The organism is Streptosporangium sandarakinum, assembly GCF_050942225.1.
GTDB classification, from domain to species: domain Bacteria; phylum Actinomycetota; class Actinomycetes; order Streptosporangiales; family Streptosporangiaceae; genus Streptosporangium; species Streptosporangium nondiastaticum.
In genome coordinates this window covers 6,923,147-6,937,567 of the sequence record NZ_CP192034.1, presented here as the reverse complement: position 1 = coordinate 6,937,567, position 14,421 = coordinate 6,923,147, and the positions used below count along the sequence as shown (strand labels likewise).

12 protein-coding genes are annotated in these 14,421 nt (G+C 74.1%); 7 read left to right on the top strand and 5 right to left on the bottom strand.

The features are described 5' to 3' along the window. The first annotated feature begins 294 nt into the window (after nucleotides 1–294). The 5 genes from ACQP10_RS31780 to ACQP10_RS31760 all read left to right on the top strand — a co-directional run bounded on the left by ACQP10_RS31780 (nucleotide 295) and on the right by ACQP10_RS31760 (nucleotide 8,208). Complete coding sequence (locus ACQP10_RS31780) at nucleotides 295–2,736, top strand: protein kinase domain-containing protein (protein WP_433540246.1); 2,442 nt, start codon at nucleotides 295–297, stop codon at nucleotides 2,734–2,736. Continuing rightward, the gene (locus ACQP10_RS31775; protein ID WP_433540245.1) at nucleotides 2,733–4,673 is read left to right on the top strand and encodes a serine/threonine-protein kinase; all 1,941 of its coding nucleotides are present in this window, start codon (nucleotides 2,733–2,735) and stop codon (nucleotides 4,671–4,673) included. Before ACQP10_RS31780 ends, ACQP10_RS31775 begins: the two co-directional genes overlap by 4 nt. Before the next feature lie 51 nt (nucleotides 4,674–4,724). After that, a complete protein-coding gene (locus ACQP10_RS31770) occupies nucleotides 4,725–6,158 on the top strand; it encodes a protein kinase domain-containing protein (protein ID WP_433540244.1) in 1,434 nt (477 codons plus the stop codon). A 298-nt stretch (nucleotides 6,159–6,456) separates the two neighbouring features. Beyond that, complete coding sequence (locus ACQP10_RS31765; protein ID WP_179824991.1) at nucleotides 6,457–7,236, top strand: electron transfer flavoprotein subunit beta/FixA family protein; 780 nt, start codon at nucleotides 6,457–6,459, stop codon at nucleotides 7,234–7,236. Between the two features lie 18 nt (nucleotides 7,237–7,254). After that, nucleotides 7,255–8,208, top strand: a complete 954-nt coding sequence (locus ACQP10_RS31760) for an electron transfer flavoprotein subunit alpha/FixB family protein (RefSeq protein WP_346019178.1) — start codon at nucleotides 7,255–7,257, stop codon at nucleotides 8,206–8,208. Between the two features lie 84 nt (nucleotides 8,209–8,292). Here ACQP10_RS31760 and ACQP10_RS31755 read toward each other — a convergent pair whose 3' ends face one another. From ACQP10_RS31755 to ACQP10_RS31740, 4 genes are all read right to left on the bottom strand, one after another. Continuing rightward, nucleotides 8,293–8,622, bottom strand: a complete 330-nt coding sequence (locus ACQP10_RS31755; RefSeq protein WP_346019179.1) for a helix-turn-helix domain-containing protein — start codon at nucleotides 8,620–8,622, stop codon at nucleotides 8,293–8,295. After that, nucleotides 8,619–8,990, bottom strand: coding sequence for a type II toxin-antitoxin system RelE/ParE family toxin (locus tag ACQP10_RS31750; protein ID WP_390001312.1), 372 nt, complete (start codon nucleotides 8,988–8,990; stop codon nucleotides 8,619–8,621). The genes ACQP10_RS31755 and ACQP10_RS31750 overlap by 4 nt, the downstream gene beginning before the upstream one ends. A gap of 138 nt (nucleotides 8,991–9,128) precedes the next feature. Further along, complete coding sequence (locus ACQP10_RS31745; RefSeq protein ID WP_390001314.1) at nucleotides 9,129–10,325, bottom strand: MFS transporter; 1,197 nt, start codon at nucleotides 10,323–10,325, stop codon at nucleotides 9,129–9,131. Between the two features lie 136 nt (nucleotides 10,326–10,461). After that, nucleotides 10,462–10,968 carry a TetR/AcrR family transcriptional regulator gene (locus ACQP10_RS31740; protein WP_179824983.1) on the bottom strand — a complete coding sequence of 169 codons (507 nt, stop codon included), beginning with the start codon at nucleotides 10,966–10,968 and terminating at the stop codon, nucleotides 10,462–10,464. 185 nt (nucleotides 10,969–11,153) lie between these two features. On the opposite strand from ACQP10_RS31740, the gene ACQP10_RS31735 reads away from it, so the two are divergent. Then, nucleotides 11,154–12,317 (top strand): cysteine desulfurase family protein, encoded by a 1,164-nt coding sequence (locus ACQP10_RS31735; RefSeq protein WP_433540243.1) that lies wholly within the window; start codon nucleotides 11,154–11,156, stop codon nucleotides 12,315–12,317. 172 nt (nucleotides 12,318–12,489) lie between these two features. Continuing rightward, nucleotides 12,490–13,560 (top strand): tRNA 2-thiouridine(34) synthase MnmA, encoded by a 1,071-nt coding sequence (mnmA, locus tag ACQP10_RS31730; protein ID WP_179824979.1) that lies wholly within the window; start codon nucleotides 12,490–12,492, stop codon nucleotides 13,558–13,560. 95 nt (nucleotides 13,561–13,655) lie between these two features. Here the strand turns inward: mnmA and ACQP10_RS31725 are convergent, their stop codons facing one another. Next, nucleotides 13,656–14,297 carry an MBL fold metallo-hydrolase gene (locus ACQP10_RS31725; protein ID WP_346019183.1) on the bottom strand — a complete coding sequence of 214 codons (642 nt, stop codon included), beginning with the start codon at nucleotides 14,295–14,297 and terminating at the stop codon, nucleotides 13,656–13,658. Nucleotides 14,298–14,421 lie beyond the last annotated feature (124 nt).

The window sequence follows — 14,421 nt, the reverse complement described above, 5'->3', positions numbered from 1 at the left end:
GCCGGGCAGTGGAACCCGGGACCGGGCCGTGGAACCGGGACCGGGGCCGGGCCGGGAACGCCGAGGCGCTCGGCCGGGGAGTCGAAGCCGGACCGGGATGCCGGGGTGCTCCGGCCGGTGAACCGAACGCCCGGTGAGGACCCGGGGAAAATGGGCGAACCGTCGCCGAAAAGAGATTGAGTGTTGTCTGCCTTTGGGAAACCGTTGAAGTCTCGCGGACGTTACTTGTTCGGGGAGTATGGCCTGATGGTTCAGCTCATGGGCGGTGTTTAACCGGATATGGTGCTACATGCCATGAATCAGGACGACCGATTGGGTCCTTACCGGCTGCTCAGGCGGCTCGGCGAGGGCGGCATGGGCGTGGTCCATCTCGCCACCGATCCCCGCGGTCAGCAGGTGGCGGTGAAGGTCCTGCGCGGCGAGGTCGCCGGAGACGACGTGGCGCGCCGCAGGCTCTCCCGCGAGGTCGAGACCATGCGCCGGGTGCGCAGCGAGTACATCGCCGAGGTCGTCGACGCCGACGTGACCGGCCACCGCCCCTACATCGTGACGCGATACGTCCCCGGCCGGTCGCTGGAGGAGCTGGTCAAGCAGGACGGCCCGCTGGAGCTGCCCGCCCTCCTCCAGGTCGCCCACGGGGTGGCGGTGGCGCTGGCCGCCGTGCACTCCGTCGGGGTGATCCACCGCGACCTCAAGCCGGGCAACGTCCTCATCCTGGACGGCCGCCCCGTCCTCATCGACTTCGGCATCGCGCAGGCCGTGGACGCCACCAGGCTCACCCAGACCGGCATGTTCATCGGCACGCCCGGCTACCTCGCCCCCGAGATCATCGAGGGGCACGAGGCCGGGCCCGAGGTGGACGTGCACGCCTGGGGCGGCACGCTGGTCTTCGCGGCCACCGGCCGCCCGCCCTTCGGCAAGGGCACGCTGGAGATGATCTTCTACAACATCACCGCGGGCAAGGCCGACGTCGACTCCGTCCCCGAGCCGCTGCGGCCGCTGCTGCGGGCCGCGCTCCAGCGCGACCCGGCCAGGCGTCCCGCGGCGGCCGAGCTGGCCGGGCAGGTGGGGCGTCTGATGGCCGGGAGCGGCCGGCCCCAGGCGTACGAGGAGATCGTCACGGTCCCGCGCTTCGGCGACGCGGGACCCGGCGGTCCCGGCGCGGGCGGCTCCGGCGTCACGGGCCCGGCGGGCGGGAGCCTTCCCGGCAGGCCGGACGGCTCCGGCGACCGGGGAGTCCCCGGCGGTCACGGGTTTCCGGGCCGGCCGGGCGACCTCGGCGACGTGCCGACCCCGGCGACACCCCGCCCGGGAGTGGGGCCGTGGCCGCCGGCCCAGCCGACTCAGCCGTCCCCGGTCTCTTCCGCTTCCCCGGCGCAGGAGTACGTCTCGCTGCTCGGCGAGCAGCGGTCCGGTGAGCGGCGGCCCGGTGAGCGGTCCGGTGAACAGTGGTCCGCGGAGCGGGCCGGCGGGCAGTGGCCCGCCGGGCGGCCGGCCGAGCGTTCGGCCGACCGGTCCGACCCCTGGCCCACCCGCAGGGTGACGCCCGAGGAGCTGCGCCGCGCCGCCGCCGAGGACGCCCACGACCTGCCCACCGGCGCGCTCGGGCCGGAGGACCTCCCCACCGGGCGCGTGCCCACCGGCCCGTCCAGCGTCCCGGGAGCGTCCGGGCCGGGAAGGTCCCGACCGGGAATGTCCGGACCGGGCGCATCGGGGCCGGGTGCCTCCGGTCCAGGCAGGTCCGGTCCGGCTCCGTGGACCGGCCCGGGCGCGTGGACCGGCCCGGAGACGTCCGGCCCGTCCGGCGACGGCGCCCGGCCCGGCGTCTCCGACCGGTCGCGGCCCACGCCGCGGGTGCCGGACGGCGACATCCCGACGCAGCGGGTGCGTCCCCAGGAGCTGCAGGAGTACGCCCGCGACCACTCCGCCAGGCCCGGCTCCGGCCCCGGGGCCGTCCGCCCGGCTGCGCCGTACCCGCCGCCGGTGCCCTCCGAGGGGCCACGCGACCGGTGGCCCGCGCCCGCGGACCCGTTCGAGCACACGCCGCACCTGCGGCCCGACCGGTCGTCGGCGCCGCCGCCCTACCCCTACCCGCATCCCCGGCCGCCCGGGGCGCAGGCGGGCCACCTGCTGCAGCGTTCCCGGGCGCACGGCGTCGCCGGGACGATGGCGCTGGTCGCCGTCGCGGCGGTGGCCGTCCTGGTGCCGGTCCTCGCCGCCGTCGTGGCCGTGCCCGTCGTGATCCTGCTGCGCGCGGCCGACATCGCCCAGCCCGGTCTCGCCGCCCGCCGCCCGGCCGGCGCGGCGGCGGCCGACGTCCTGCGGGTGCTCGGCAACCCCGCCGCGCTGCTGAAGGCGGTGGGCGTCACGATCGCGCTCCTGCCGTACGCGTTGATCCTCGGCCTGCCGGTGACGCTCCTGCTGACCGTGCTGGTCACCGGGATGCCGACCGTGAACGCGCTGAGCTGGGGGGCGGCGGTGGCGCTGTGGGCGATCTGCGCGGGACCGGGGGTTGAGGGCCCCAGCCGCCAGATGCGACGTACGCTGGCATCATTGCTGCCTTCGCGCGGCGCGGCCATGATCACGGCCGCGGCGGTGGGGGCGGCGGCGGTGCTGGCGGTCATCATGGCGGCCGGCACCGTGCGCGACGGGGCACGGGAGGCGAGGTGGACGCCGGTCGGTGTCAAGACGGTGGTGAGCAGACTGGACGAGCTACGGGAGAGGGCGAGGCGATGACGGGGGAGACGCAGGCGCCCGAGCGGCTGGGTCCTTACCGGCTGCTCAGGCAGATCGGCGAGGGCGGGATGGGGGTCGTCCACCTGGGGCTGGACGAGGACGGCCGCGAGGTGGCGGTCAAGGTGCTCCACCCACACGTGGCCGCCGACCTCAAGGCCCGCGACCGCCTCACCCGCGAGGTCGAGACCATGCGGCGGGTGCGCAGCCCGCAGGTCGCCGAGGTCGTCGACGCCGAGCTGACCGGCAGGCAGCCCTACATCGTCACCCGCTTCGCGCCGGGCCGCACGCTGGAGGACATCGTCCTCACCGACGGGTCGCTCGACGCGGACGGGGTGATCAGGCTCGCCCGGGGCCTGTGCGCGGCGCTGGTGGCGATCCACGCCGCCGACGTGGTCCACCGCGACCTCAAGCCCGCCAACGTGATGATCGTCGACGGCGAGCCGCTGGTCATCGACTTCGGCATCGCGCACCTGGTCAACGCCACCCGGCTGACCCAGACCGGCATGTTCGTCGGCACGCCCGGCTATCTCGCCCCGGAGATCATCCGTGACTCCGAGATCACCCAGGCGGCCGACGTGCACGCGCTGGCCTCGACGGTGTTCTTCGCCGCGACCGGCAAGCCGCCGTTCGGCACCGGCAGCTTCGAGGTCGTCTGCTTCAACATCATGGAGGGCCGGGCCAACATCGACCAGGCCCCCGTCTGGTTGCGCGGCTGGCTCCGCCGGGCGCTGGCCGTCGACCCCGACGCCAGGCCGAGCGCCCAGGAGCTGCTCCGGATGGCCCGCGAGCTCGACCCCACGGCCACGGTCCTGCACGAGACGCCGCCGCCCGACGGCGGCACCCGCGTCCTCGACGCCGACGGCACCCGGGCCCTGGACGCCGACGGCGCCTCGACCCTGCCCGGCGGCGGGCCGGGGTCCCCGCCGAACGGCACCCGCACGCTGCCGCGCGGCGACGACTACGCCGACCTGCTGCCGCCGGTGGAGTACTCCAGGCCCGAACGGCGGAGCCGGCCGCCCCGCCCCGAGCCGAGCCTGACCCCGGAGGGGATCGCCCCGTACGTTCCGGCCACGCCGCCTCCTTACGCCACGGCTCCGACGCGGCGGGGCGGGCACCCGCCGCCTCCCTACCCCGACCAGCGGGTCGCCGGCTACCCGCCGCCCCCGCCGACCGGGCAGCCCCGGCCGTACGCCCCGCCGACCCAGGCCCGGCCGCACACCCCACCGGACGCCCGGCCCCGGCCGCAGGAGCGCGCTCCGTACCGCACCGGGCATCCGCTGGCCGCGGCACTGCTGCTGACGATCCTCGTCGGGCTGGCCTGCGTGCGCCCGGTCATGGTGAGCGCCGTCGCGCTGGTCGCGGTGCTGTGCCTGCGGGTGGGCGAGTACCTCTTCGGGGACCTCGCCGAGCGCCGCTCGGTGCGCGGCGGCAGCGCGGCCGACCCGCTGCTGGCGGTGCTGGGCACGCCGTGGGCGCTGGTCAAGGCGGTACTCGCCACCGTGATCACCGCCCCGCTGGCCGCGATGTTCGGCATGTGCGTGTGGGGCGCGCTGCGGTTCGGCGCGCACCTGGGACCCAACACGGCCGCCGCCTACGCGGCCGGCGGGTTCGTGGCCGGGCTGTTCGTGCTGCCCGGCGGGGGCAAGCCGCGCCGGGCCGTCGCCCGCACGCTCACCGCCTCCATCCGCAGCCCCGGGGCGGCGATGGTGACCACGATCATCCTGGGCACGCTGGCGTTCTTCGCGGTGATGGCCGCGTTCACCGTGCACCCGTCCTTCGCGCCCTGGCAGCCGCCGACCCAGGTCATCGACCAGCTCACCCTGGAATGGCAGAACCAGGTGAACCGCGGGAAGATGGGCGTGCTCGACCTGGTCGGCGGTCTCGTCGACGACCTGCTGAGCAGTCTGGGGCTGGGTTTCATCACCTTCTGGAAGTGATCGTCCCCCTGCGGCACGATGGGGGGGACGCGAGGGCCGGAGGGAGTTCGCATGGGAACACCGGACGGCGAGGGCCTGGGCCCCTACCGCCTGCTGTCCACGCTCGGCGCGGGCGGCTTCGGGGAGGTCCACCTCGCGCTGGACCCCGAGGGGCGCACGGTCGCCGTCAAGATCCTGCACCCGCACGTCGCGGCCGACACGACGGCCCTGGCCCGGCTGGCCCGCGAGGTCGAGACCATGCGGCGCGTCCAGGGGCCGCACATCGCCGAGGTGCTCGACGCCTCCATGACGGGCCCCCGCCCCTACCTCGTCACCCGTTACGTGCAGGGCCGCCCGCTCAGCGCGGTCATCGCGGCCGGAGCCGTCGAGGGGGACGGCCTGGCGCGCCTGGCGTACGGCCTGGCCGAGGCGCTGGTGGCGATCCACGCCGCCGACGTCGTCCACCGCGACCTCAAGCCCGCCAACGTGATCCTGACCGACGGCGAGCCGGTGGTGATCGACTTCGGTATCGCCTGCGCGCTCGACTCCGTCTCGGTCACGGCGTCCGGCGCGGTCCTGGGCACGCCCGGCTACCTCGCGCCCGAGGTGCTGGAGGGCACCGACGCCGGTCCCGCGGCCGACCTTTTCTCGCTCGGCGCGACGCTGGCCCACGCCGCCACCGGCCGCCCGCCGTACGGCGTCGGCCCGCCCTCGGCGGTCGGCTACCGCGTCGTCCACCACGATCCCGACCTGGAGGGCGTGCCCGGCTGGCTCGCACCGCTGCTCGCCGGGTGCCTGCGGCGCGACCCGTCCGCCCGGCCTTCGGCGCCCGAGCTGCTGGCCGCCCTGGAGGCCGAGCCGCGGGTGGCCGCACTGTCCGTACCGCCCGCACCGCCCGCACCGCCCGCCCGGCGGGTCCGCCCCGTGCTCGCCGCCGCCGGGGCCGCCGAGGCACAGGCGGCGGAGGCGGCGGAGGCGCAGGCCACCGGGGCGCGGGGGCGGAGACCGGCGTCGCCGACGCCGCCTTCCGCGAGCCGGGGGCGGCGCGGCCGGGGGCGGGCTGCACGGCCTGGTCACCCGCGAGTGGCGTCCCGGGCGGAGACGGCCGCCCGGCCGGCCCTCGCCGGAGGAGCTGCGCGAGCGCCGCCGCGCCGTACTGCACCGCCGCTGGGTGATCGGCACCGGGCTGCTGGTCGCGCTGGCCGCGGCGACGGCGCGGAACCCGCTGCCCGAGGTGTCGCTGCTGCTGCTGTCGGCGTACACGCTGGCGGTGACCGTCGACGCGGGGGTCGCGATGTTCGCCCGGAAGAACCGCGGGCGCGCGATCCTCGACCTGGGCGGCATCGCCGGGACCCTCGCGCTGTGGGCCGTGCTCGGCGCGTTCTTCAGCACCCTGACCCTCGCGCTGGCCCTGGGCACCGTCGTCCTCGTCGTGGGGGCGATCCTCCTGGGCTCCTGACACCCCGGAGCCCGGGGAGCTTTTCGCCGCGGGCGAATCCCGGGTGAGGCTCCCGCGTCGGCGGAACATAGTTCGGTTAGGGTGGTGGGAAACCGGTCGGAAGGAAGGTCGATCGTCGGGTGAACAGCACACTGCCTGGCGGTTTGCATCTAAGCTACCGATGGGTAACATGATGTCGGGAGCCGGCGGGCGCGCGCCGGACCGGACATCCCACTGTCACACCGCCCTCGGGCACCTGGCAGTCTTGGCATCACGTGCACGTGCCCCGCGTGTGCGTACCGCACATCCGGCGCCAACCGCAAGGACGCGGTGGCGTACGCGAACACGGGAGGTCGGCCACCGGCCATGAACATCGTCGTCTGCGTGAAGCAGGTCCCCGACACGGCGACCGAGCGCAAGCTGAGGTCCGATGACAAGACGCTCGACCGCGACGCCGCCGACGGCGTCATCAACGAGCTGTGTGAATACGCGGTCGAGGAGGCGCTGCGCCTGAAGGAGGCCCACGGCGGTGAGGTGACGGTCCTCACCATGGGTCCCGGCAAGGCCACCGACACCATCCGCAAGGCCCTGGCCATGGGCGCCGACAAGGCGGTCCACCTGGTGGACGACGCGCTGCACGGCTCCGACGCGCTGGGCACCTCCTACGCCCTGGCGCAGACCCTCAAGAAGATCGGCTTCGACCTGGTCGTGCTCGGCTCGGAGTCGACCGACGCCCGCACCGGCGTCCTCGCCGCCATGCTGGCCGAGCGCCTCGGCGTGCCGCAGCTCACCTTCTCCAACAAGGTCGAGGTGAGCGGCGAGACCATCACCGCCCAGCGCGTCACCGACTACGGCTACGACCGGGTCGAGGCCTCGCTGCCCGCCGTCGTCTCCGTGGTCGAGAAGATCAACGAGCCGCGCTACCCCTCTTTCAAGGGCATCATGGCCGCCAAGAAGAAGCCGGTCACCACGTTCGGCATCGCCGACGCGGAGATCGACGCCTCCCAGGTGGGCCTGGCCAACTCCTGGAGCGAGGTCGTCGACTTCGCCGCCGCCCCGCCCCGCGCGGCCGGCACCATCGTCAAGGACGAGGGCGACGGCGGCGTGAAGACCGCCGACTTCCTCGCGTCGAAGAAGTTCGTCTGAGGACGGGGGTCAACCGAAATGTCTGAGATTCTCGTTCTCGTCGAGCACGTCGAGGGCCAGGTCAAGAAGGTCACGCTCGAACTGCTGACGCTCGCCCGCAAGCTGGGCGCGCCGTCGGCCGTCTGGGCCGGCCCCGGATACACCGCCGAGGCCCAGGCCCGGCTGGCCGAGCACGGCGCCGAGAAGATCTACGTCGCCGACTCGGCCGACATCGCCGACCACGTCGTCGCGCCCAAGGCCGAGCTGCTGGCCCAGCTCGCCACGGAGAGGTCCGCCGCCGCGGTGCTCGTCGCCGCCACGGCCGAGGCCAAGGAGATCGCGGCCCGCCTGGCGATCAAGCTCGACGCCGGCATCCTCACCGATGTCGTCGGGATCCAGGACGGCATGGTCGCCGAGCACTCGATCTTCGGTGGCGGCGTCAACGTCCGGGCCCGGGTGACCAAGGGCCTCCCGATCATCGCCGTCCGCCCCAACTCCACGCCGGTCGAGGCCGCCGCGGGCGCGGGCGCCGAGGAGCGGGTCTCGGTGGCCGTCTCCGACGCCGCCAAGGCCGTCCGGGTCGTCGAGCGCGTCAAGGAGGAGAAGGGGGCCCGTCCGGAGCTCACCGAGGCCGCGATCGTGGTCTCCGGCGGGCGCGGCGTGGGCTCGGCCGAGAACTTCTCGATCATCGAGAAGCTCGCCGACTCCCTCGGCGCGGCGGTCGGCGCCTCCCGCGCCGCCACCGACGCCGGCTGGTACCCCCACCAGTTCCAGGTCGGCCAGACCGGCAAGACCGTCTCGCCGCAGCTCTACATCGCCGCGGGCATCTCCGGCGCCATCCAGCACCGGGCCGGCATGCAGACCGCCAAGACGATCGTCGCGATCAACAAGGACCCCGAGGCGCCGATCTTCGAGCTGGCCGACTTCGGTGTCGTGGGCGACCTGCACCAGGTCGTCCCGCAGCTGACCGAGGAGATCGCCAAGCGCAAGTGACGCGCGGCCCGCGAGGCGGGCACGGAACCCGAGAAGGCGCCGCACGCATGTGCGGCGCCTTCTCGCGTCCCCGGGGCCGCGTCCTCAGGCGACTCTGACGGTGTGCGGGCCGACGCTGATCGTCACGTCGACATGCCCGCCCAGCGCGGCCGCGTAGGCCCGGAGGGTCTCCAGCTCCATGGTGTCGATGTCGCCGTTCTCGATCTGGGATACCCGCGACTGGGAGATGCCGAGGGCGGCGGCGACCTCGACCTGGGTCTTGCCCAGCGCCTTGCGCAGCTCCTTCAGGTGATGACCGGCCACGTACGCGTTCAGCGCGGCTTCGGCGGTCGCCTGCCGTTCCGGATCGGCCAGCTCGGGGTGCAGCCGGTGAGCCTCGGCCTTGACCTCCTGCCAGCGGCGTGCGGGGCTCATGGCGTCTCCTCCCTCTTCTCCGCGCGGTACTCCACATACCGGGACTTGGCCAGGGGGATCGCTTCGTCGTGCCACCGCGACCACCTGCCCGCCTTGTCCCCGGCGACAAGGAAGATCGCCTTCCTGTCGGGATCGAAGATGAAGATGATTCTAATCTCCGACCGCTCTCGTGAGCCTGGGCGAAGCTCCTTGAGGTTGTTCAGATCGTCATCCACCAACGTGTCCACCAAAGGCCGCCCGAGGGTGGGGCCGATCTCTGCCAACCGGTCGATCGCCTTCTCGACGAGGGCTGCCGAGTCCGGATCGCTCTCACACAACTTAAGGAACCACGACTCCACCGGTTCCAGTAGGACGATCTCCCAGGTCATGCCAGAAATATAACTCTTAACTCATATCTTGTCCGAAGCCTCGGCGATATGGAAGGGCCCTGTCTGACTTTCCTGAGGGTTGGGGCCGCCGTCCCGTACGGCGAGGCGTGCGGGACGGCGGTCGGCGCGGTGGCCGGGTCAGGCGGCCATGGAGAGTTCGCGGTCGGGGGTCTCGACCGGGGCGGCGGGGATCCGCGTGCCGGCGCGCGGCAGGAACCGCGCGGCCACGGCGATCAGCAGGCCCAGCACCACGGCGATGCCGAGCGCGGTCCGCAGCGTGGCGACATCGGAGATGAAGCCGATGACGACCGGGCCGAGCAGCAGCCCCGCGTACCCCATCGCGCCGGTCTGGGCGATGGCCGGGCCGGGGTTGGCGACGGCGCCGCCCGCCAGGGACAGGGCCACCGGGGAGATCGTCGCCACGCCGATGCCCACGAGGAACATGGTGGCGATGGCGACCACGGCCGTCGAGGCGGTGAGGACGACGGCGAACATCGCGGCGGTCACCAGCCCGGAGGCCATGATCATGCCGCGGGCGCCGAAGCGGGCCCGGACCCGGTCGCCGCCCAGGCGGCCGAGCAGCATGCCGGCCTCCAGCACGGGGTAGCCCAGCGCGGCGAGCGCCTCGGGGGCGCCGACCACGTCGCGCAGGTACAGGCCGTTCCAGTCGGCGACCGTGCCCTCCACCATGAAGGCGCAGAACGCGATCGCGCCGAGCAGGTAGACCACCGGCGGCATCCGGTGACGCGTCCCGGCCTGGCCGTCCTCGGCGGTGACCGGGTCGGGCAGGTAGGTGCGGCTGATGACGACCAGCAGGGGCAGCGAGAGCAGGGCGATGAGGGCCAGGTGCGCCGTGGACGACAGTCCCGCGGCGATGGCCGCGGTGCCGAGCAGGCCCGCGGAGATCGCCCCCACGCACCAGCCGGCGTGCATGCCGTTCATCAGCGGACGGCCGTAGGCGCGCTCGACGGCCGAGCCCTGCGCGTTCATCGCGACGTCCACGGAGCCGAACGCCATGCCGAAGAGCCCGGCGGTCACCAGCAGCAGGGGGTACGTCGGCGCGAACGCCAGCAGGGCGAGGGTCGCCGCGCAGAGGGGAGCGCCGATCCGCAGCACGCTCCGGCTGCCGAAGCGGGTCATCACCCGGCGCATGGACTGCATGGTGACGAGGGCGCCCAGCCCCCACACCAGCAGCGTCACGCCGACCGACGCCTCGGACAGGCCGAGTTTGTCGGACAGCGCGGGGATGCGCACGGTCATCGATCCGCACATCAGTCCGGCGAGCACGAAGGTGAGAACGGCACCGGTACGGGCCGTCCTCAGGGCGCGGGTCATCACGGGCTCCTTACATGAATGTCGTTGAACGTCGTCGATCGGCACGCGCGGGCGGGCCGCCTCCGCGCGGGCGGAGACGACCGCGGGCGCGATCGGTGTGTGGGGGGTGTGCGCAGGGGCCGCGGGAGCGGGTCGCTCAGGCGGGCAGCAGCGCCAGCAGGCGCCGTTTCAGCTCGTCGTAGCGCTCGTCGTCGTACAGGGCCGGGTCGTGGCTGACCACGTCCCACAGCCCCTCGCAGGCGAGCCGTACGATCTGCGCGGCGACCGGGTCGGGCTCGTCGTCCAGCCCTTCGCGGTGCCATCTGGCCATCGCCTCGCGCAACGGGGCGAGGAGGAGGAGGTTGCCGGACGCGCCGGTGACCACGGCCCAGCGCCGCAGCCTGCCGGTCCGGACGGCCTCGAACGTGGCGGCCAGGTAGTTCTTGGTGTAGGTGTCGTGGCCCTGGGCGGCGACGAGCTGGTCGAAGTCCTCGATGAGGCGCTCGACCATGCCTTTGATCAGGGCTTCTTTGGAGTTGAAGTGGTAGAGCAGGCCGCCCTTGCTGCATCCGGCCCGCTCCGCGACGGCGGCCAGGGTCAGGGCCCCGGCGCCCTGGTCGCCGAGGAGGTCCTCCGCCGCGTCCAGTAGCTCTTCCCGTCGCATGACACCTACTGTACCGTCCGGACGGTTCAGTCGGCAAACGTGACGGCTGTGACGCGCGTGACATTCGTGGCGGCCATGGTGACCACGGTGGCCGCCGGGGCGGCGGGGACCGCGGCGACGGCGCCCGTCCGGGCGCGGATACGCTTGGGAGGGCCGGAGAAAAGGGGCCGGGGAAGGGAGCGGTCGTGGAGTCTGCCTATCTCGATCATGCGGCGACCACGCCGATGCTGCCCGAGGCGATCGAGGCGATGACCGCCCAGCTCGGTGTGGTCGGCAACGCCTCGTCACTGCACGCCGCGGGCCGCCGGGCCCGCCGGGTCGTGGAGGAGGCGCGGGAGAACATCGCGGACGCGCTGGACGCCCGGCCGAGCGAGGTGGTCTTCACCTCCGGTGGCACCGAGGCCGACAACCTGGCCGTCAAGGGCCTCTACTGGGCTCGCCGCGCCAGGGGCGCGACCCGGATCCTGATGAGCGCGGCCGAGCACCACGCCGCCCTCGACCCCGCGCACTGGCTGGGCGACCACCAGGACGCGAAGGTGGAGCTGCTGGAGGTGGACGAGCTCGGCCGGGTGCACCCGCAGACCCTCCGCGACGCCGTCGAGCGTGACCCGGAGAGCGTGGCCCTGGTGAGCGTGATGTGGGCCAACAACGAGGTCGGCACCGTCCAGCCGGTCCGCGTGCTCGCCGCCATCGCCCACGACCACGGCATCCCCTTCCACACCGACGCGGTGCAGGCCGTCGGCCAGCTCCCGGTCGCGTTCGCCGCCTCCGGCGTGGACGCCATGACCGTCTCCGGCCACAAGGTGGGCGGCCCGATCGGCGCCGGCGCGCTGCTGCTGGCCCGCGGCGTCGACCTGGTGCCGGTGCTGCACGGCGGCGGCCAGGAGCGCGACGTGCGCTCCGGCACGCTCGACGCCCCGGCGATCGCCGGGTTCGCCGCGGCCGTGCGGACCGCGGTGGACCGTCAGGCCGAGACCGCGGCCCGGCTGACCGCGCTCCGCGACGACCTGATCGGCCGGGTCCGCGAGGCCGTCCCCGACGTGATCCTCAACGGCGACCCGGTGAACCGGCTGCCCGGCAACGCGCACTTCTCCTTCCCCGGGTGCGAGGGCGACGCGCTGCTGATGCTCCTGGACGCCAAGGGCGTGGAGTGCTCGACCGGCTCGGCGTGCTCGGCCGGGGTGGCGCAGCCCTCCCACGTCCTGCTCGCCATGGGCGCCGACGCGGTCCGGGCGCGCGGCTCGCTCCGTTTCTCCCTGGGTCACACCTCGACCCGGGACGACGTGGACCGGGTGGCGGCCGTCATCGGCACGGTCGTCGAACGCGCCCGCCGGGCCGGCCTCAGCTGATCCGCGCCGCCCGCCGGGGCCGGCCTCAGCCGATCCGCGCCGCCTGCCGTACCGGGGGCGGAGTGCCGCGCGGCCGGACGGCGGTCGCCCGTGTGCCAGGGACCCGTGTGCCGGGGAACGGCGCGGCCCGGGCTGACGGCGCGCCCCGCCGCGCGGGTACGCTCAAGGGGTTATGACACTTCGCGTGCTTGCCGCCATGTCCGGCGGCGTCGACTCCGCCGTGGCCGCCGCCCGCATCGCCGAGGCCGGCCATGACGTCACCGGCGTGCATCTGGCGCTCTCGGCCAACCCGCAGTCCTACCGGACCGGCGCCCGCGGCTGCTGCACGATCGAGGACTCCCGCGACGCCCGCCGGGCCGCGGACGTCATCGGCATCCCCTTCTACATCTGGGACATGGCCGAACGCTTCCACCGCGACGTGGTGGAGGACTTCGTCAGCGAGTACGCCGCCGGCCGCACGCCCAACCCGTGCCTGCGGTGCAACGAGAAGATCAAGTTCGAGGCGGTCCTCACCCGGGCCCTCGCCCTCGGCTTCGACGCGGTGGCCACCGGCCACCACGCCCGGCTCGTCGACGGCGTGCTGAGCCGCAGCCCCGACGCGGCCAAGGACCAGTCCTACGTCCTCGGGGTGCTCACCAGGGAGCAGCTCGGGCACGCGATCTTCCCGCTGGGCGACTCCACCAAGGCGCAGGTCCGCGAGGAGGCCGCCCGGCGCGGGCTCACCGTGGCCGACAAGCCCGACAGCCACGACATCTGCTTCATCGCCGACGGCGACACCCGGCGCTTCCTCGCCGACCGTCTCGGCGCGGCCCCCGGCCCGATCGTCGACGTCTCCGGCGAGGTCGTCGGCACCCACGAGGGGGCGTACGGCTTCACCGTCGGCCAGCGCAAGGGCCTGCGCGTCGACCGTCCGGCCCCCGACGGCCGGCCGCGCTACGTGCTGTCCATCGAGCCGGTCTCCAACACCGTCACGGTCGGCCCCCGCTCCGCCCTGGAGGTCACCACCATCGTGGCCGCCCGGCCGGTGTGGAACGGCCCGGTGGCCGAGCCGCGCGAGCCGCTGGCCTGCACCGTCCAGCTCCGCGCGCACGGCGAGGTGTACGGCTGCCGCGCCCAGCTCTCCGGCGACGAGGTGCACATCACGCTCGACGCCCCGGCCACCGGGGTCGCGGCGGGCCAGGCCGCGGTGCTCTACCTGGACGACACCGTGATCGGCTCGGCCACCATCGTCACCGCCGCCTAGCCGTCCGCCGGTCAGCCGCCTGGGCGGTCAGCCGTGTCCGGCCGGCCCCTGCCGCCCGAGGCGGGGCCGCGCCCGGCGGCGCGACGGACCCGCGTCTACGGCAGGTCGACGGACTCGCCCGGCTTGAGGCGGCGGATGTCGGCCTTCTGCTGCTCGCCCTCCCGCTCGAGCCAGACGTCGATCAGGCCGAGCCCGGCGTCGTTGAGCAGTCCGTCGTGGGTGGAGAAGGCGCGGGCCGGGCGGACCCGGCGCAGGTACTCCACCATCTCCGCCATCTTCATCCAGGGCGCGTTGGTCGGCACCAGGAGGGTGGGGACCTCCGTCCCGGGCGGGGTGAACGCGTCACCCGGGTAGAAGACCTCCTCGTCCACCAGGAACCCGGTGTTCCGCACGGCCGGGATGTCGGGGTGGTTGGGGGCGTGCCACTCACCGACCACCTTCACCCCGAAACCGGCCGTGTCGAACGTGTCGCCGTGCCGTACGGTCCGGATCTCGGCGGGGAGGCCGGTCAGCGTGGCGGCCACCGCCTCGTTCGTCCAGATCTCCAGCGACGGGTCGGCCTCGGCGGCCCGGCGCAGCCGTTCGACGTCGACGTGGTCGAAGTGCTCGTGGGTGATGAGCACGGTGCGCGCGCCCTCCAGCGCGGACTCCTCGCTGAAGGCGCCCGGGTCGATCACCAGGACCGAGCCGTCCTTCTCCAGGCGGACGCACGCGTGCCCGAATTTCGTCAGCTTCATCGTCACAGCCTAGCCACGGGGTTCGGGACACGACCGGCCCGCCCGGCGGCCACCGGCTCCCGGGTCCGCGCCGGGTGCCGACGGCCGGGCGGGGCGCCGGTCCGGGCGCGCCGGAGGCGGCGGG

Coding starts and splice junctions, on each gene's coding strand:
- ACQP10_RS31780 (WP_433540246.1), top strand. CDS start 295: ATGAATCAGGACGACCGATTGGGTCCTTACCGGCTGCTCAGGCGGCTC.
- ACQP10_RS31775 (WP_433540245.1), top strand. CDS start 2,733: ATGACGGGGGAGACGCAGGCGCCCGAGCGGCTGGGTCCTTACCGGCTG.
- ACQP10_RS31770 (WP_433540244.1), top strand. CDS start 4,725: ATGGGAACACCGGACGGCGAGGGCCTGGGCCCCTACCGCCTGCTGTCC.
- ACQP10_RS31765 (WP_179824991.1), top strand. CDS start 6,457: ATGAACATCGTCGTCTGCGTGAAGCAGGTCCCCGACACGGCGACCGAG.
- ACQP10_RS31760 (WP_346019178.1), top strand. CDS start 7,255: ATGTCTGAGATTCTCGTTCTCGTCGAGCACGTCGAGGGCCAGGTCAAG.
- ACQP10_RS31755 (WP_346019179.1), bottom strand. CDS start 8,622: ATGAGCCCCGCACGCCGCTGGCAGGAGGTCAAGGCCGAGGCTCACCGG.
- ACQP10_RS31750 (WP_390001312.1), bottom strand. CDS start 8,990: ATGACCTGGGAGATCGTCCTACTGGAACCGGTGGAGTCGTGGTTCCTT.
- ACQP10_RS31745 (WP_390001314.1), bottom strand. CDS start 10,325: ATGACCCGCGCCCTGAGGACGGCCCGTACCGGTGCCGTTCTCACCTTC.
- ACQP10_RS31740 (WP_179824983.1), bottom strand. CDS start 10,968: ATGCGACGGGAAGAGCTACTGGACGCGGCGGAGGACCTCCTCGGCGAC.
- mnmA (WP_179824979.1), top strand. CDS start 12,490: ATGACACTTCGCGTGCTTGCCGCCATGTCCGGCGGCGTCGACTCCGCC.
- ACQP10_RS31725 (WP_346019183.1), bottom strand. CDS start 14,297: ATGAAGCTGACGAAATTCGGGCACGCGTGCGTCCGCCTGGAGAAGGAC.